16 protein-coding genes are annotated in these 16,788 nt (G+C 66.4%); 5 read left to right on the top strand and 11 right to left on the bottom strand.

Translation table 11 applies throughout. The features are described from left to right. Window positions 1–51 precede the first annotated feature (51 nt). The 8 genes from hemL to hemE all read right to left on the bottom strand — a co-directional run bounded on the left by hemL (window position 52) and on the right by hemE (window position 8,710). Window positions 52–1,368, bottom strand: coding sequence for a glutamate-1-semialdehyde 2,1-aminomutase (hemL, locus tag AO716_RS03260; RefSeq protein ID WP_055239503.1), 1,317 nt, complete (start codon window positions 1,366–1,368; stop codon window positions 52–54). Beyond that, complete coding sequence (hemB, locus tag AO716_RS03255; protein WP_055239502.1) at window positions 1,368–2,351, bottom strand: porphobilinogen synthase; 984 nt, start codon at window positions 2,349–2,351, stop codon at window positions 1,368–1,370. Before hemB ends, hemL begins: the two co-directional genes overlap by 1 nt. Next, window positions 2,348–3,250, bottom strand: a complete 903-nt coding sequence (locus AO716_RS03250) for a uroporphyrinogen-III synthase (RefSeq protein WP_055239501.1) — start codon at window positions 3,248–3,250, stop codon at window positions 2,348–2,350. The genes hemB and AO716_RS03250 overlap by 4 nt, the downstream gene beginning before the upstream one ends. Before the next feature lie 14 nt (window positions 3,251–3,264). Then, complete coding sequence (gene hemC, locus AO716_RS03245) at window positions 3,265–4,218, bottom strand: hydroxymethylbilane synthase (protein ID WP_200907578.1); 954 nt, start codon at window positions 4,216–4,218, stop codon at window positions 3,265–3,267. After that, complete coding sequence (locus AO716_RS03240; protein WP_055239500.1) at window positions 4,218–5,408, bottom strand: ferrochelatase; 1,191 nt, start codon at window positions 5,406–5,408, stop codon at window positions 4,218–4,220. Before AO716_RS03240 ends, hemC begins: the two co-directional genes overlap by 1 nt. Next, the gene (hemQ, locus tag AO716_RS03235; RefSeq protein WP_055239499.1) at window positions 5,405–6,109 is read right to left on the bottom strand and encodes a hydrogen peroxide-dependent heme synthase; all 705 of its coding nucleotides are present in this window, start codon (window positions 6,107–6,109) and stop codon (window positions 5,405–5,407) included. The genes AO716_RS03240 and hemQ overlap by 4 nt, the downstream gene beginning before the upstream one ends. Before the next feature lie 67 nt (window positions 6,110–6,176). Continuing rightward, the gene (gene hemG / locus AO716_RS03230) at window positions 6,177–7,646 is read right to left on the bottom strand and encodes a protoporphyrinogen oxidase (RefSeq protein WP_055239498.1); all 1,470 of its coding nucleotides are present in this window, start codon (window positions 7,644–7,646) and stop codon (window positions 6,177–6,179) included. A 2-nt stretch (window positions 7,647–7,648) separates the two neighbouring features. Then, window positions 7,649–8,710, bottom strand: a complete 1,062-nt coding sequence (gene hemE / locus AO716_RS03225; RefSeq protein ID WP_055239497.1) for a uroporphyrinogen decarboxylase — start codon at window positions 8,708–8,710, stop codon at window positions 7,649–7,651. Between the two features lie 153 nt (window positions 8,711–8,863). On the opposite strand from hemE, the gene AO716_RS03220 reads away from it, so the two are divergent. After that, window positions 8,864–10,168 (top strand): glutamyl-tRNA reductase, encoded by a 1,305-nt coding sequence (locus tag AO716_RS03220; protein WP_055239496.1) that lies wholly within the window; start codon window positions 8,864–8,866, stop codon window positions 10,166–10,168. 37 nt (window positions 10,169–10,205) lie between these two features. Here AO716_RS03220 and moeB read toward each other — a convergent pair whose 3' ends face one another. Next, window positions 10,206–11,384: a molybdopterin-synthase adenylyltransferase MoeB gene (gene moeB, locus AO716_RS03215; RefSeq protein WP_055239495.1), complete on the bottom strand. Its 1,179-nt coding sequence runs from the start codon at window positions 11,382–11,384 to the stop codon at window positions 10,206–10,208. Between the two features lie 149 nt (window positions 11,385–11,533). Between moeB and AO716_RS03210 the strand changes: the two genes are divergently transcribed. The 3 genes from AO716_RS03210 to AO716_RS03200 are packed head-to-tail and all read left to right on the top strand — an operon-like array spanning window position 11,534 to window position 12,730. Further along, window positions 11,534–12,148, top strand: a complete 615-nt coding sequence (locus AO716_RS03210) for a TetR/AcrR family transcriptional regulator (RefSeq protein WP_055239494.1) — start codon at window positions 11,534–11,536, stop codon at window positions 12,146–12,148. A gap of 45 nt (window positions 12,149–12,193) precedes the next feature. After that, window positions 12,194–12,418 (top strand): DUF3107 domain-containing protein, encoded by a 225-nt coding sequence (locus tag AO716_RS03205; protein WP_055239493.1) that lies wholly within the window; start codon window positions 12,194–12,196, stop codon window positions 12,416–12,418. Window positions 12,419–12,427: 9 nt separating this feature from the next. Beyond that, the gene (locus AO716_RS03200; protein WP_055239492.1) at window positions 12,428–12,730 is read left to right on the top strand and encodes a hypothetical protein; all 303 of its coding nucleotides are present in this window, start codon (window positions 12,428–12,430) and stop codon (window positions 12,728–12,730) included. Here the strand turns inward: AO716_RS03200 and AO716_RS03195 are convergent. Together AO716_RS03195 and AO716_RS03190 are read right to left on the bottom strand one after the other, a co-directional pair. Next, entirely contained in the window at window positions 12,727–13,818 is a 1,092-nt protein-coding gene (locus AO716_RS03195; protein WP_152969837.1) for a GDSL-type esterase/lipase family protein, read from the bottom strand. The genes AO716_RS03200 and AO716_RS03195 overlap by 4 nt on opposite strands. 138 nt (window positions 13,819–13,956) lie before the next feature. Next, on the bottom strand, window positions 13,957–14,667 hold the full coding sequence (locus AO716_RS03190; protein ID WP_082413269.1) for a ferritin-like fold-containing protein: 711 nt from the start codon (window positions 14,665–14,667) through the stop codon (window positions 13,957–13,959). A gap of 456 nt (window positions 14,668–15,123) precedes the next feature. On the opposite strand from AO716_RS03190, the gene AO716_RS03185 reads away from it, so the two are divergent. Then, the gene (locus AO716_RS03185; RefSeq protein ID WP_055239490.1) at window positions 15,124–16,773 is read left to right on the top strand and encodes a DEAD/DEAH box helicase; all 1,650 of its coding nucleotides are present in this window, start codon (window positions 15,124–15,126) and stop codon (window positions 16,771–16,773) included. The last annotated feature ends 15 nt before the right edge of the window (window positions 16,774–16,788 follow it).

The following is a 16,788-nucleotide window of genomic DNA, read 5'->3' as shown; positions in this document are numbered from 1 at the left end:
ATCAGTGCTGATACGGGCAGTTTCTGTCATCTCGACGCGGGAGGGAGGGCGCTAGGGCTGGGCGGCAGCCGCAGCCTTCGCTGCTGCCGGCAGGGCCGCCAGGATCCGGTCCATCGCGGCGTCATCGTGTGCGCCCGAAAGGAACCAGGCTTCGAAGACCGACGGCGGCAGGTAGACACCCGAGTCAAGCATCGAGTGGAAGAACGGCTTGAAGCGGAATGCTTCCTGGGCCAGGGCGTCAGCGTAGTTGTGTACCCCGTTCCCGGCACTGCCGAACGCGATGCTGAACAGGTTTCCGGCACGCTGGACGCTGTGGTTCACGCCTTCTGCGGAGAGCGCATCGGAGACAGCCTGGGACAGCTGGGCCGAGCGTGCGTCGATGTTCGCATAGACCTCGGCGGTGGCTGCGGTCAGCGTTGCTACGCCGGCAGCCATGGCGATCGGGTTACCGGACAGGGTGCCGGCCTGGTAGACCGGGCCGATTGGCGCCAGGTAGTCCATGACCTCGGCGCGGCCGCCCAGGGCAGCTACGGGCATGCCGCCACCAATGACCTTGCCGAAGGTGTACAGGTCCGGAGCCCAGCCTTCCTTCTGGCCGGTCAGACCCCAGTAGCCCGCAGGGGAGGTGCGGAAGCCGGTGAGGACTTCGTCAAGGATGAGCAGGGCGCCGTGGGCCGTGGTGATTCGGGACAACGCGGCGTTGAAGCCCTCAGCAGGGGTAACAACACCCATATTCGCGGGGGCCGCCTCGGTGATGACAGCAGCGATGTTCGCGCCGTGCTCGGCGAACGCTGCTTCCACGGCAGCGACGTCGTTGTAGGGCAGCACCAGCGTCTCCGCTGCAGTGGCCTCGGTAACGCCGGCGGAGCCGGGCAGCGCCAGGGTCGCGACGCCGGAACCGGCGGATGCGAGCAGGGAATCCAGGTGGCCGTGGTAGCAGCCGGCGAACTTGATAACCAGGTTCCTGCCGGTGAATCCCCGGGCCAGGCGCACGGCTGTCATGGTGGCTTCGGTGCCGGTGGACACCATGCGCAGGCGCTCAACCGGCTTGACCCGGTCCATCACCAGGGCTGCCAGCTCGGCCTCTGCCGGAGTGGAAGCGCCAAAGGACAGTCCGCGGTCAACTGCGGCATGCACGGCGGCCAGGACGTCGGGGTGGGAGTGGCCCACCAGCGCCGGGCCCCAGGAGCAAACCAGGTCCACATATTCGCGGCCCTCGGAGTCGGTGACGTACGGGCCCTTGGCGGAAACCAGGAAGCGCGGGGTGCCGCCCACCGAGCCGAAGGCGCGCACGGGTGAGTTCACGCCGCCGGGCATCAGGGCACGGGCGCGGTCAAAGAGCTCTTCGGAGGAGGTCGTCTGGGTCATTACTTGCTTTCCTTCAGCCAGGCGGCCAGCTCGGCAGCCCAGTACGTGAGAATGATGTTGGCACCGGCACGCTTGATGCCGAGGACGGATTCTTCGATGGCGCGGCGGCGGTCGATCCAGCCGTTCGCGGCCGCAGCTTCGATCATCGCGTATTCGCCGGAGATCTGGTAAGCCGCTACCGGAACCGGGGACATCGCCGCGACATCCGCGAGGATGTCCAGGTAGCTCATGGCCGGCTTGACCATGACCATGTCTGCGCCCTCTTCGAGGTCGAGCTCGACCTCCAGGAGTGCTTCGCGGCGGTTGGCTGCGTCCATCTGGTAGGTTCGCCGGTCTCCCTTGAGCTGGGAGTCCACTGCCTCACGGAACGGACCGTAGAACGCCGACGCGTACTTTGCGGCGTAGGCAATGACTGAGACGTCCTGGAACCCTGCCCGGTCAAGGGCGTGGCGGATCACGGCGACCTGGCCGTCCATCATGCCGGACGGGCCGAGGACGTGCGCTCCGGCGCGGGCCTGCTCCACTGCCATGCGGCCGTAGATTTCAAGAGTGGTGTCGTTGTCCACCACGCCGTTTGAATCGAGCACACCGCAGTGGCCGTGGTCGGTGAATTCGTCCAGGCAGACGTCACTCATGATCACCAGGTCGTCGCCGACTTCAGCACGCACGTCAGCGATTGCCTTGTTCAGCACGCCTTCGGGATCGGTTCCGGCGCTGCCTTCGGCATCTCGCTCAGCGGGGATGCCGAAGAGCATGATGCCGCCGACGCCGAGCTCCACGGCTTCAGCAGCGGCGCGTTTGAGCGTCTGTGTGGTGTGCTGCACGACGCCGGGCATCGAGGTGATGGGGTTCGGTTCCGTGATGCCTTCGCGGATGAAGGCCGGGAGCACGAGTTCGGCCGGATCGAGGCGGTATTCGGCGGTCATCCGCCGCATGGCCGGTGTGGTCCGCAGCCGGCGGGGGCGGTGCTGGGGGAAGCTCATGGCTGTTCTCTGCCTTCCGGGTCAGGGTGTGGGAAATCTATGGTTGCCAGCGCCGCTTCCACGGCACGGGCGATTCCGGCGGGAGTGGGGTGCTCTGCCGTGGCGGCCGCCGGATGGCCCAGCCCGCGCAGTTCGGCGGCCGTGGGATCACCGATGGCTGCGAGCACGGCGGTTCCGGGCACCAGTGCATCGCGGACGAACCGCCGGGCGGTGCTGGGAGAGGTTACGACGACGGCGTGCGGGAACGCTGCGCCGGCACGGTACCGGGACGGGGAAAGCAGTTCCTGGTCGCCCTCCGGCTCGGCGCTGATTCGGCGGTCTTCCGGAGCCGGATAGTCCACCGTCTCGTATGCGGCAACGGTGCAGACGTCCCAGCCGGAGGCAGCCAGCGCGGTCCGCAGGAACGGATCGGCTATGTTCGCCTGCGGCAGGAAAACCCGGTTCGCTCCGTCTTCCGACGCCGGCCATGCCGCGGCGAGCCCGCGTGCTGACTGGTCCGCGCCGGGAAGCAGGTCCGTTGAGATGCCGGCCGCTTCGAGTGCACGGGCCGTTCCCTTGCCGACGGCTGCCACCCGCGTGCCGGAGCACAGGCCGGGCAGGGTTCCGCCGAGGTCCTCCGCAGCGAGGGAGAGAGCCCCGACGGTCGTAGCGGACGTAAAGATAATCCAGGTGAAGTCCCCTGCACCAAGCCTGCGCAGGCCGGCGGAAACCGGTTCGGTGTCCGCCGGCCGCTGGAAGTCGATCAGGGGCATCAGATGTACCCGCGCTCCCCGGGAACGAAGTTCGCGGGTCATGGGGCCTGCGCGGCCGGGACTGCGCAGCAGCACCACGTCAGCTCCGGACAGGGAACCGCCGGACCCGCCTGCGGCCCGGTTCTCCCTGCTGCTTCCTCCGGTCATCTAGGCGCGGCCGCTTAGGATGCCAGCTCGGTCAGATCCGCTGCGCCAGCCGCCAGGAGGTCTTCCGCCATGCGGATCCCGAGGGCCCGTGCACCGTCTTCGTCCACCTGCATCGTGGAGGAATACCGCCGGAGGATCCGGGTTCCGTCGTCACTGCAGACCACTGCTTCCAGGGCCAGGCCCTGTTCAGTGACCCGGGCCAGCGCACCGATCGGCGCCGTGCAGCCGGCCTCCAGCCGCTGCAGCAGCGCACGCTCGGCAGTCACGGCGAGCCGGCTGGCGGTGTCGTCATAGGCGGCCAAGGCACGGCTGAGCGGTCCCTCGGCTGCGTCGGAGGTACGGCATTCAACTGCCAGCGCACCCTGTCCGGGGGCAGGCAGCATGACGGCTGGGTCCAGGAACTCCGAAACCATGTCCAGGCGTCCCAGCCGGCTCAGGCCTGCAGCGGCCAGCACGACGGCGTCGAGGTCTCCCGGGCCGCCGTCCACCAGCCCGGCAACGCGGGCAAGGCGGGTGTCCACGTTGCCGCGGATATCCACGATTTCAAGATCCGGCCGGGCAGCGCGAAGCTGGGCAGCCCGCCGCGGCGAGCCCGTCCCAACCTTTGCACCGGCAGGCAGCTGCGCCAGGGTCAGCGAGTCCCGCGCGCAGAGCGCGTCCCGGACATCCACCCTGGCAGGGATGGCGCCGATGGTCAGCCCGTCAGCCTCGGCGGTGGGCAGGTCTTTGAGCGAGTGCACGGCGACGTCGCAGTCCCCTGCCAGCAGGGATTCGCGGAGCGCGGCTACGAACACCCCGGTTCCGCCGATCTGTGACAGGGCGGCACGGTTCACGTCGCCCTCGGTCCGGACGCGCACAAGGTCAACGTCGAAACCGCCAAGTTCGGCCAGCGTGTTCGCAACGGTGGTGGTCTGGGTGACCGCCAGCGCTGAGCCGCGGGTGCCGATCAGCACCGGCGAATGTGCCACTACTGCACACCTACTGTTGAATCCGCCCCTGCAATGGTGGGCTTTTCACCGCGCAGGTTCGCGCAGCACCCGGGACGGCAAACGTCGTACCAGGGTCCCAGCTTGGTGAGTGCTGGACGCTCGGCAATGTGGTTTTCAACCGTGCGCTCGCACAGCAGGTCCACCAGTCCGGAAACGAACTTCTCGTGGATCCCGGGGGTGGGGGCACGGTGGGCGGCCAGGCCCAGCTCGGTGCAGGTCTCCATGGCCTCGGTGTCCAGGTCCCAGATGACTTCCATGTGGTCGCTGACAAAGCCCAGCGGAACAATGACGACGCCGTCCACGCCCTTGGCGGGCAGCTCGGCGATGGCGTCGTTGATGTCAGGCTCCAGCCACGGAATGTGCGGGGCACCGGAGCGGGACTGGTACACCAGCTGCCAGTCCAGGCCGGCGGCCTCGGGAACGCGGTCCATGATGGCCCGCGCATTGGCCAGGTGCTGGGCAACGTAGGCGCTGCCTTCTTCGAACTCAACGTCGCGCGGGCCGGACGCTTCCGCATCGGCGGTGGGAATGGAGTGGGTGGAGAACAGGATTTCGATCTTCCCGTTTTCCTTCCCGGCTTCCGCCAGCTGTTCCCGGACCCTGGCCAGGGACTCCCGGACGCCTTCGACGAAGGGCTCCACGAAGCCCGGGTGGTCGAAGTACTGCCGGACCTTGTCCACCTGCAGCTTCTTGTCCAGCCCGGTCTCAACCAGGTTGATGCCCAGGTCTTCGCGGTACTGGCGGCAGGAGGAGTAGCAGGAGTAGACGCTGGTGGTGACCATCAGCAGGCGGCGGTAACCGGCGTCGTACGCGTCCTGGAGGACATCCTTGATGTAGGGATCCCAGTTGCGGTTGCCCCACAGCACGGGCAGTTTGATCCCGCGGCGGTCCAGCTCAGCTTCAAGAGCTGCCTTGAGCGCGCGGTTCTGCTCGTTGATGGGGCTGATGCCGCCGTTGGCCCGGTAGTGGGTGGCGACTTCCTCGAGCCGTTCATCGGGGATCCCGCGTCCGCGCGTCACGTTGCGCAGGAAGGGGATAACGTCTTCCTGGCCTTCGGGGCCGCCGAAGGAAGCGAGCAGGATGGCATCGTATTCAGCGGGAGCCATCACGCCGTCCTCGCTGACGCCTTCCAGCGGGTTGAAGGTGGATTCGGAGGAGTGTGAAGTCATCGGAGCACCTCGGAAACTTCGGCAGCGCTGATGCGCCGGCCGGTGTAGAAGGGGGTTTCTTCACGCACGTGGTTGCGCGCTTCAGTGGAACGCAGGTGGCGCATCATGTCCACGAGGTCCACCAGGTTGGGGGCTTCAAGTCCCAGGATCCACTCCCAGTCGTTCAGGGCGAACGAGGCGACGGTGTTAGCAAGGACCTGCGGGAATTCCCGGCCCAGCATCCCGTGGTCGCGGAGCATGGCGCCGCGCTCTTCGGCTGGCAGCAGGTACCACTCGTAGGAGCGGACGAACGGGTACACGCAGATCCAGGATTCGGGATCGATGCCGCGGGCGAAGGAGGGCCAGTGGTTCTTGGAGAACTCGGCGTCACGGTGCACGCCCATGGCGGACCAGGCAATCTCGGTGCCGGCGAAGAGCTCGGAGCGCCGCACCTGCCGCAGGGCAGCCTGCAGGGCTTCAGCCTTTCCGCCGTGCAGCCAGATCATGATGTCTGCATCGGCACGCATGCCGGAAACGTCGTAGATGCCGCGGAGGGTTACATTATCGGCAGCGAAGCTGCCCACCAGTTCCTCGAAGGCGCCCGAGGCGCCGTCGCTGGTTTCACGGGGGAGATCTGACCGCTTGAAAACGGTCCAAAGTGTGAAGAACTGTTCTTGTGTTTCGGCTTCGGCTGGTGCGTTCTGACCCATGGACTCACTCATGACTTACAGTCTGCCGCTTCCGGCAGGCTTAGGCGAATACGGAACTTCTACAAAGCGTAGAACATTTTTATGATTTTACGGCTTCGGCAAGGTGCTCGGTCCGGTACCTTGTGTCCGCAGTCACTGCGGCCAGGCCGGTGCCTGCAAGCCAGGCGCCCACCACTTCGAGTCCGTGCACCTCTGCAACTGCAGCACGCACGGAAGCCACCCGGTCAGCGTGGCCCACGGTCGCGGACGGCAGCGCGCCAATCCAGCGGACCACGTCCCAGCCAATAACGTCCGCCTTTTCGAGCGGCACCTGAAGCAGCGCAGACGCATCCGCCAGAGCCGCTTCGAAGAGTTCCCCGTCCGGGCGGAGGGCAGTTGCGTCCGCCTCCTGTCCGGGCCCGAGCCCGCGGCCGTAAGACAGCCGCAGCACGTGCGTTCCGGGACCGGTGGAATCGGCCAGCCACTGCCACTTGGCAGTAGCGTGGGTCAGCGCCTTGGCCTGCACGGCTTCGGCATCCCGGGATACCAGCACACCGGTCCCCCGCGGCGCGGCATCAAGTTCGGGTTTGTCGACCACCAGGGTGACAAGCGCGACGCCGGGGCCCGGGCCCGGGCGGTACGCCTCGAGTTCGGGCACGCACGGCGCCAGCAGGTCAACGGCCGACGGTCCGTCTGCTGCCACGACCAGCGCGGCAGCCGCATAGGCGGTGCCTGCCGCGCTCACCCGGAAACCAGTGCCTGTGCGCTCGATCCCGGTCACCGGGGTGCCGGCGTACAGGTGCACGCCACGGGCAGCAAGGTCCTCGGTCAGCGCGCGGCTCAGGGTGCCCATGCCACCCCGGAGGGAGGCGACGGTGGATCCGGCTGGGGCCGCCTTCCGCATGGCTCCGACCGCGGCACCCAGTGATCCGTGCTCGGCCATGGCTTTGCGCAGACCGGGAGCCACTGAATCTGCGTCCAGTACGTCGGGGTCCGCGGAGTAGACCCCGCCAACTACAGGAGTCACCAGGCGTTTGAGGACGGCGTCCCCCATCCGCGAGCGCACCACTTCGCCAAGGCTGACCTGTTCACGGCGCAGCAGGGGTGCAACCGGGAGCAGCCGGTCCAGGGATGCCCGGGCTACGCCGGTCCGGCCAATGGCACGCGCGATTTCCTCAGCGCGCGGATCGGCGGGGATGCCCAGCAGTCCGGTCTGCGGCATGCGCTGGGCGGCGGCAGCCAGATCCGCTCCGCCCAGCTGGAGCCATGCTCCGTCAGGATTCGGCTGCACAATCTTCTCCTGCAGGCCAAGCTCCGCCAGGAGGCCGGGAACGGCAGGTGAGCGGCTTGCGTAGGACTCCGCCCCGCTGTCCAGCTGCAGGCCGGCCACGGTATGGGTGCCGACGCATCCGCCGAAGGCATCGGCTGCTTCCAGCACCGTCACCTCAAAACCCTCACGGGCGAGGTCACGGGCGGCGATGAGTCCGGAAATGCCGCCGCCCACCACCACTGCCGCGGGACGCGTGACTTCGGACGCCGGCTGGCCGGGATTGCTGCGCGAAGCGGGCATGGCTACGGCTCCACGGAGTGGATGAGCTCCACCACCCGGGTCAGCACTTCGGGGTTAGTCTCCGGAGGAACGCCGTGTCCGAGGTTCACCACGTGGCCCGGCGCAGCCGAACCCGCTTCCAGGACCTGACGGACGTGGGCTTCCAGCACCGGCCACGGCGCCTCGAGCAGCGCGGGATCAATATTGCCCTGCAACGGGACGCTTCCGCCCAGGCGGCGGTTGGCTTCGTCGAGCGGCAGCCGGTAGTCAACACCGACGACGTCGACTCCCACGTCCCGCATGGCAGCAAGCAGTTCGGAGGTGCCGGTGCCGAAATGGATCAGCGGGGCGCCCAGTCCGCGGACGTGCTCAAGTGCCCGGGCGGAGGCCGGGGCCACCTTGGAGGTGTAGTCGGCCAGACCCAGCGAACCGGCCCATGAATCAAAGAGCTGGCCTGCGCTGGCTCCCGCTTCCAGCTGGGCACGGAGGAACTTGCCGGAGGCATCAGCGGCCCAGTTTGTGAGTGCCTGCCAGGTTTCGGGATCGGCGTGCATCATGGTCCGCGGACCGAGGTGGTCCCGCGAGGGCTTGCCTTCGACCATGTACGCGGCAAGCGTGAAGGGTGCGCCGGCAAAGCCGATCAGCGGCGTCGAGCCCAGCTGGTCCACCGTGAGCCGGACGGCTTCGCGGATGGGTTCGAGCGCCTCGTCCGTGAGTTCGGGCAGGGCTGCGACGTCGGCGGCGGTGCGCACCGGAGCGCCCAGGACCGGCCCCACTCCCGGAACGATGTCCACGTCCACTCCGGCCAGCTTGAGCGGAATGACAATGTCGGAGAAGAAAATGCCGGCATCAACATCATGACGGCGGACCGGCTGAAGGGTTATCTCGGACGCGAGTTCAGGCTGCAGGCACGAATCGAGCATGCCAATCCCCTCCCGGACCTTCCGGTATTCCGGCAGGGACCGGCCTGCCTGGCGCATGAACCAGACCGGACGCCGGGACGGGGTCTTGCCGCGGTAGGCAGCAATAAGCGGGGAATCGGCCGTGCGGCCATCCATGAGCGGATGAGAGGCGCTGAGAGTCATATTCTGATTCTCTCCAAAAAAACTGCCAAAGGATAACCGGGGCTCGTCGGGCAGATGGAAGCGGAGTCCAGCCGCTGATTGCGTCCGAGATCACCCGTGACGAGCGTCGCCAATGACACCGATTGAGCAACGGGTGGCTAGTATTAAGCCACTGTGGTTCTCTTATCCCTCATTGCGACACACTCTGACGTAGACCTGGAAACCGTTGCCCGGCTTAGTGCCGGCGCGCCCAAGGTCCCTTCCTCCCTGCTGGAAAACGGCCCCGCCGTGGCCGGCGCCGTGGTTCTGGCCACGTGCAACCGCTTCGAGGTTTACTGCGAAGCCCGCTCGGAGGCAGACCTGGAAGCAGCCCGTTCTGCGGCCGTTGCCGAGATCAGCCGGCACTCCGGACTGGATGAAGACCTCGTCTCCCGGTCCTTCACCACCAACACCGGCCAGGACGTCGCCAAGCACCTGTTCGCCGTCGGCGCAGGACTTGACTCCGCCGTCGTCGGGGAACGCGAAATTGCCGGGCAGGTGCGCCGCGCACTTATTGAGGCACAGGAAAAGGGAACTGCCAGCGGCACCCTGACGCGCCTGTTCCAGACCGCCTCACGCACGGCAAAGGACGTCGGCGCCCTCACTGCCCTGGGCAAGCGCGGCCTTTCAATCGTGTCCGTGGCGCTTGAGCTGGCCACTGATCTTTCCGTTGACACTGACTGGCGGAACAAAGCCGTCGTCGTTTTCGGCACTGGCGCCTATGCGGGAGCCACCATGGCCCTGCTCAAGGAACGCGGCTGCACCGACATCTCGGTCTACTCCTCCTCCGGGCGTGCTGAGTCCTTCACCGCGTCCCGCGGCGGCACGGCACTGGACCGGGAGTCCCTGGGCGAAGCGGTTGCCCGCGCCGACGTCGTCATTGGCTGCTCGGGTTCCGAGAACCAGGTCAGTGCCGAGGACATCCGCCGGGTACGCAACGGTTCCGGCAAACCCCTGGTCATCATCGACCTGGCGTTGACCCACGACTTCGACCCGGCAGTCCGGGAGCTCGACGGCGTTGACCTGATCACGCTGGAGTCCGTCCGTCTGGCTGCCCCTGCGGAGCAGGCCGAATCCCTGCAGCAGGCCAACCGGATTGTCACCGACGCTGCCCAGGCGTTTTCCGAAGCGCAGCTCAGCCGTGAGCTGGACTCGGCGATCGTGGCACTGCGGAAGCACACCCTCGGCGTCCTGGACAAGGAGCTTGAAAAGGTCCGCGCACAGCACGGCTGCACCGGTGCCGGACAGGAAGTCGAATTCGCCATGCGGCGCATGGTCAAGGCCCTGCTCCACGTCCCCGCCGTCCGTGCCCGCGAACTGGCAGCCAGCGGCCAGCAGGATGACTACATCCGCGGCCTGGAAGCCATTTACGGCATTACCGTGGACCAGCCCCGGGAAAAGCACGACGACGGATCGACAGACACCGCCCGGTCCGCCTAACAAGCTGCTGCTCCCCTGGAGCGTTTGTCCCGCAGTGCTAGTAGGCCGGTTTCTCCGGTTCCACGCTGCGCACCCAGTCCAGGATTCCGCCCTCTACGTTGAAGGCGCTGCCGTACCCGGCGGCACGCAGGAAGCTTGTCACCTCCGCTGACCTCCCCCCGGACTTGCAGTAAACGTAGACAGTGCGTCCTGCCTCCGGCAGTTCTTCCCCCGCCAGAATGCGTGCCCGCGGAACCAGGCGGGCTCCGTCGATGTTCACAATTTGGTATTCACCCGGTTCGCGCACATCCAGCAGGTCAAAATCCAGTTCCCCGGCAGCACGTCCGGCCAGAAGGCCGGCCAGTTCGGTGACGCTGATGCCCGGAACCTGCTGCGTATCCGGCACCGCACCCAGTCCGCAGAACGCCTCGTAATCGGTGAGTTCACTGACCGCCCCACGGTCCGGATCACGCTGCAGCCCCACTTCCCGCCAGGTCATGTCTGCGGCGTTGAAGACGAGCAGCCTGCCCAGGAGGGGGCGCCCGGTGCCGGTGATGAGTTTGATGGCCTCGTTGACCATGACCGAACCGATTTGTGCACACAACACACCCAGCACGCCGCCTTCGGCGCAGGACGGTACCGATCCCGGCGCCGGCGGCTCCGGGTACAGGTCGCGGTACGTGGGACCGTGCTTTCCCCAGAAGACGCTCACCTGCCCGTCGAACCGCAGGATGGAGCCCCACACGTACGGCTTGCCGAGGATCTCCGCGGCGTCGTTGACCAGATAGCGTGTGGCGAAGTTGTCCGTTCCATCCAGGATGAGATCGTAACCGGAGAAAATCTCCAGGGCGTTCCCGGCATCAAGCCGGACCTCGTGCAGCTGGACGTTCACCAGCGGGTTCAGGGCGAGCACACTGTCCCGGGCAGAGCGCGCCTTGGAAGCACCGACGTCGTTCATTGAGTGGATCACCTGCCGCTGGAGGTTAGAGGTGTCCACGGTGTCGTCATCGACGATACCGAGGGTGCCGACTCCGGCTGCGGCGAGGTACAGCAGTGCCGGGGAGCCCAGCCCTCCGGCACCAATTACCAGGACCCGGGCGTTCTTCAGCCGCAGCTGCGCCTCCGCCCCGAAGCCCGGGAGGATCAGGTGCCGGGAGTACCGTTCCTTCTCCTCCCGGTCCAGCTCGGTCGCCGGCTCGGTAAGAGGCGGCAGGGCCGCGGCCTGGTCAATGCTCATGGGATCCAATCTAAGCCCTTGCACAGCGCCATTCGAGCCCCGTACGGGCCCCGCCGTTCAGGTTCGCTTCCCACAGGGTTACCCACGGGTAAACTGTTGTCCCATAACCCGGGTCTGTCCGGGAATATTCGAAAGAGGTCCCTTTACACGTGAGCAATCAGCCCGCCGGCAAGTCCACCCGGCTCCCCCGGGAAGAACGGCGCCGGCAGCTGATGCGGGCGGCGCAGGAAGTTTTTGTCAGCCGCGGATTCCACGGTGCGGCAATGGACGAAATCGCCGACACGGCCCAGGTCAGCAAGCCGGTGCTCTACCAGCACTTCCCGGGCAAGCGCGAGCTTTATCTGGCACTGCTGGATGACCATCTTGGAACGCTCACGCAGTTCCTCCAGACTGCGCTGACCTCCACCACTGACAACAAGCTCCGTGTCCGGGAAACCATGCGGGCCTATTTCCGGTTCGTGGCGCAGGACAGCCAGGGCCACCGGCTGGTCTTTGAATCCGACCTGACCAGCGACGACGAGGTCAGCTCACGCATCGAGGCGTTCAACGCCCGCTTCGCCAGCGACATTGCGGACGTCATCGCTGAGGACACAAAGCTCTCCCACCTCGAGGCAACACTGCTGGGGCGGGCCCTGGCCGGAATGGCGCAGGTCAGCGCACGGTACTGGCTCGAAACAGACGGGGACCTGGACATAGATGCAGCTTCCGAGCTGGTCTACCGTTTAGCTTGGCGCGGAATCAGCCGCTTCCCCAAGGAAATCTAGAGTAGATTCGTTTCACTTGAGTTCGTTTACACAGGAGGCACCACGGTGGAAGTAAAGATCGGTATCCAGAACGTCGGACGCGAGATTGTGTTCGAGTCCGGGCAGAGCGCGGACCAGGTCGCCGACACCGTCGCCGAAGCAATCAACGGCTCGAAGGAACTGCGCCTCAAGGACGAAAAGGGACGGCTCATCATTGTTCCCGCAGGCGTGATCGGCTACGTGGAAATCGGTGCCGAGGAAGTCCGCCGCGTCGGGTTCGGCGCCCTCTAGCCGCAAACCATGGGCGAACTGATGCTCGCCGCCGCCGGAACGGCAGCGGCAGGTTTCATCGTCTGGGGTGCTGATCCGCGACGGCGTGCGTACGGCATCCTCCTGCTGCCGGGGATATCCCTGGCAGCAGGGCTTTTTGCCTGGATCATCCTGCAGTTCACTCCGGTAGTGACCAGCCCGTCCTTTTACTGGCTCTCCTGGGCCATACCTGTCCTTACCGGGCCGGCCGCGGCCGTCACGGCAGCGCTGGCCGCGGGTGCCCGGCGCACGGCGCGCGACAAAGATGAGCTCGAACGGATCCTCAAGCTCTAGTCCCCGCCCTGCTTCAGGACGGCTCCCAGTTCCCGGGCGAAAACCGGTGCCGCAGCGGTGTGGCCCGCCTGGCTCAGATGCAGCCCGTCTGCCAGTTTTGAAGTCAGCGAATACCGTTTCCACCAGTTCCTCGGGCTCAGGAAATCCAGCCCCTGTTCTGCCGCCACGCGGCCGAGCAGGTCGTCTATTTCTGCCCTCCGCCCGGTACCGTCACCGATAACCCCCACCACCACAATGCGGGACCGGGGATAGGTCCGCTTCACTTCCCGGATGAGCTGCAGTGCGTTCTGCCGGATCTGCGTGTTGTCAGCTCCATATGCGTCGTTGCCGCCGCCCTGCAGGACAACCAGCCCGGGATCACCCCATGGCATGAGCCACTGCTCGGTTTCCAGCGCGGACGGATAGTTGTCCACCGTCCCGTTGCCCTGTGTGTACCCTGTGCCGCCGGCACCAAGGATGACCGGTGTGTATCCCAGGGACGCAAGGCCCTTGCCCACCCAGGTGTCGTGCCCGGCCTGCGAGTCCCCAATAACTACTGCTGCTTTCTCTACCGCCGGGTTCCAGTCCATGATCCGGCCCAGCCGCGGGACGTAGATCAGCGACCCTTTTTCGAAGTCCGTTCTGTAGTCCCCGCCGAAGAGGTACTCGGAAGTTACCGGCCATCCGAGGGAACGAACTGAAGATTTCCAGCGGTCATAGATCTCCGCCCGCAGTGCCCGTGGTCCGGTGCCGGCTGACCAGACGAGTGTCTCCGCTCCGAAATCCCAGGTGCAGCCCGGACCGGGCAGGGAGCAGTCAGGATCTGCCGCGGGTTCCGGCAGCGGCGCACCGGCGGCCGTGCGCACGTCCAGGAAGTTCTCCAGGGCGGCCCAGGCCTGGGCGGGAACGCCCTGAGGAGGCGGGGTTTTCCCTCCCTCGGCGTTGGCTGGCTCAAAAGGGGCATCCATGGGAGGCACAGCCGGCGCCGCAGCGGGCGGCGACTGAGGCGCCGGGCCGGCTCCGCAGCCCGTCGCCGCTGCGGCAACTGCTGCTGCTACCGCTGCCGCTCCAAGTACCCTGCGCACGGCGCCTGGTGATTCCGATCCCATACTGCTCCCCAACGAAACGCCCATGCCCCGTTCACGGTTTATGTCCGTGCGGGGCGGCCTTGCGGCCTGCCGTAAACGCTACAGCCGGCGGGCACTGATCGCGCGGACCCGGCACTATTCCGCTGTGCCGGGATTTGGTCAGGCGGTGAGGCCCAGCAGGGACATCCGGCGTGAATGGTTGCGGGTGAGCTGACTGAACAGGTCCCGGATCTGTACATCGAATTCCTCACGGCTGAGGAAACCGTCCAACCCCTGGGGCAGGGCCCGCTCAATCACTACGCGCTGGGCCTGGGTCAGGGCTTCCCCGACCAGCCGGCGGCCCCACAGCGCCAGGCGCGATGCCAGCCGCGGATCATCCTTCAGGGACTCCTGCAGCCGGACGAAGAGCACATCCACCGGCGCTTCGCCTTCGGTTTTCAAGGACGCAATCAGGCTGGAAGCAGCGGGATCGAGCAATGATCCCAGCGCAGCATAGAAGTCGTCGGAGATCGCGTCCGTGACGTAGAACTTCATGAGTGATTCGTACCAGTCCCCCGGCCGGGTGCGGTCGTGGAAGGCATCTACGGACTGCTGGAACGGCGCCATTGCGTCCTCCGCATTCACGCCCATGGACTCAAGGTAGGCCGTGACCCGTTCAAAGTGGTTGTATTCGCGCACCGCCAGCCGGCCCAGTGCCGCCCTGTCCCGCAGGGTCGGAGAAAACCGGGCGTCGGAAGACATCCGTTCGAAGGCGGAGAGCTCCCCATAGGCAATGACGCCCAGGAGATCCGCCAAAAACTGCCGGTAGGCCTCCGGCGTACCGGGCGCTTCGATGTCAGCCGGCGCTGAAGCCGAGTTGTTCTCGCTCATGTGCCCAGCGTACCGGTGTGTCGCGGGTCGCAATCCACTTCCACCCCCCTGCGGCTTCAAACTCTGTCATGGCCCTTCTGCCTGTGTGGGCGCACACCGCCGCCGGGGCGGGGGCGCGGAGGCTAACGCGCTGGGAAGCCAAATGCGGGTCCGCGGGGCTGTACCGGGTAGACTGGAATGGTAGTAAATGGATGCCCGGTCGTTCCCACTTCTTGAAACCTTCTTGAAATGCCGGTTGGAGACACTAACCAACCCGGTTGTGAGACCCGCAGTACCTACGCGATCTTGATATTTTCCGGCCGCTGCCTTTGCCGAATGCAGTTGGAGTGGCCAGCAGTTGTTAGCCCGCGATCGGCTTCCGCTGGACGCATCACCTGCGTGCCACCGCTCCGGGATGGGCCCTATGCCCCCTCGTCGAGCGCGGCAGCGCAGAATGCCTAACTGAACGGTATGTAATTGAACACTGAACTTTCCCAGGTCAGCGATGCGTCGCTGACCGCTGATGACAGCAATGAAGAACTCGATGTCACCGAGACCATCGCCACCACGGAAGCAGCTGCCGAGATTCCCGAACTGACGTTCGCCGATTTCGGTGTCCGCAGCGAGATCGTGGAATCTCTGGCAGAGGCCGGCATCACCCACCCCTTCCCCATCCAGTCGATGACGCTTCCGGTTGCCCTGGGCGGCCACGACATCATCGGGCAGGCCAAGACCGGCACCGGCAAGACGCTCGGTTTCGGCATTCCCGCGCTCCAGCGCGTAGTGGTCCCCGCCGATGAGGGTTATAACGCCCTGCCCGCGCCGGGCGCCCCGCAGGCCCTGATCGTAGTCCCCACCCGTGAGCTTGCGGTCCAGGTGGCCAGCGACCTCACGACGGCGGCACGCCGCCGCGGCGCGCGCATCGTCACCATCTACGGCGGCCGTGCCTACGAACCGCAGATCGAAGCGCTCGAGGCGGGCGTTGAAATCGTCGTCGGCACCCCCGGGCGCCTGATCGACCTGCACAACCGCCGCCAGCTGTCGCTGAAGAACGTGCGCATTGTGGTGCTCGACGAAGCGGACGAGATGCTGGACCTCGGCTTCCTCCCCGACGTCGAGACCCTGATGGCAGCCACCCCTGCAACCCGCCAGACGCTGCTCTTCTCCGCGACCATGCCCGGCCCCGTCGTCGCCATGGCCCGCCGCTACATGACCAAGCCGACGCACATCCGTGCAGCTGATCCCGAAGATGAAGGCCTGACCAAGAAGGACATCCGCCAGGTTGTCTACCGGGCGCATAACCTGGACAAGAGCGAGGTCGTGGCTCGTATCCTGCAGTCCCGCGGCCGCGGCCGCACCATCATCTTCACCAAGACCAAGCGCACCGCCGCCAAGCTCTCCGAGGAACTGGTGGACCGCGGCTTCGCTGCCGCCGCCATCCACGGCGATCTGGGCCAGGGCGCCCGTGAGCAGGCCATGCGTGCCTTCCGCAACGAGAAGGTCGACGTGCTGGTTGCCACCGACGTCGCCGCCCGCGGCATCGACGTCGACGACGTCACGCACGTGATCAACTACCAGTGCCCCGAGGACGAAAAGACCTATCTGCACCGTGTGGGCCGCACCGGCCGCGCCGGCAACAAGGGAACGGCCGTCACGTTCGTGGACTGGGACGATGTTCCCCGCTGGGGCCTGATCAACAAGGCCCTGGGCATGGACCAGGCGGAGCCGGTGGAGACGTACTCCTCCTCTCCCCACCTGTACACCGACCTCGACATTCCCGAAGGCACCAAGGGCCGCCTGCCGCGCAACAAGCGTGTGCTGGCCGGCATCGATGCTGAGAAGCTGGAAGACCTCGGCGAGACCGGCAAGTCCGGCGGACGCCGCGCTCCACGCTCCGATTCGGGCCAGCGCTCCGGCGGCCGGTCCTCCGACCGCGGACGCAGCTCCGACCGTGCCCGCGGCTCCCGTGAGGGTTCACGCGACGGCTCAGGCCGCAGCCCGGAGAAGGCAGCTGAAGCACCCGCCGCAGCCGGCGAATCTGCCAAGTCCGACCGTCCCCGCCGGAACCGGAGCCGTACCCGCCGCCGCAACGGTGAGGTAGTCAGCAAGGCACCCGCCGCCGAATAGGCCGGGATCACCTGC

It is taken from the genome of Arthrobacter sp. Edens01 (assembly GCF_001307035.1).
GTDB lineage: Bacteria > Actinomycetota > Actinomycetes > Actinomycetales > Micrococcaceae > Arthrobacter_B.
The sequence above is the reverse complement of the archived record's forward strand: the minus strand, read 5'-3'. Positions and strand labels throughout refer to the sequence as shown.

Bases quoted from the DNA above. Each gene is read 5' to 3' on its own strand.
- hemL (WP_055239503.1), bottom strand. From the start codon at position 1,368: ATGACCCAGACGACCTCCTCCGAAGAGCTCTTTGACCGCGCCCGTGCC.
- hemB (WP_055239502.1), bottom strand. From the start codon at position 2,351: ATGAGCTTCCCCCAGCACCGCCCCCGCCGGCTGCGGACCACACCGGCC.
- AO716_RS03250 (WP_055239501.1), bottom strand. From the start codon at position 3,250: ATGACCGGAGGAAGCAGCAGGGAGAACCGGGCCGCAGGCGGGTCCGGC.
- AO716_RS03240 (WP_055239500.1), bottom strand. From the start codon at position 5,408: ATGACTTCACACTCCTCCGAATCCACCTTCAACCCGCTGGAAGGCGTC.
- hemQ (WP_055239499.1), bottom strand. From the start codon at position 6,109: ATGAGTGAGTCCATGGGTCAGAACGCACCAGCCGAAGCCGAAACACAA.
- hemG (WP_055239498.1), bottom strand. From the start codon at position 7,646: ATGCCCGCTTCGCGCAGCAATCCCGGCCAGCCGGCGTCCGAAGTCACG.
- hemE (WP_055239497.1), bottom strand. From the start codon at position 8,710: ATGACTCTCAGCGCCTCTCATCCGCTCATGGATGGCCGCACGGCCGAT.
- moeB (WP_055239495.1), bottom strand. From the start codon at position 11,384: ATGAGCATTGACCAGGCCGCGGCCCTGCCGCCTCTTACCGAGCCGGCG.
- AO716_RS03200 (WP_055239492.1), top strand. From the start codon at position 12,428: ATGGGCGAACTGATGCTCGCCGCCGCCGGAACGGCAGCGGCAGGTTTC.
- AO716_RS03195 (WP_152969837.1), bottom strand. From the start codon at position 13,818: ATGGGATCGGAATCACCAGGCGCCGTGCGCAGGGTACTTGGAGCGGCA.
- AO716_RS03190 (WP_082413269.1), bottom strand. From the start codon at position 14,667: ATGAGCGAGAACAACTCGGCTTCAGCGCCGGCTGACATCGAAGCGCCC.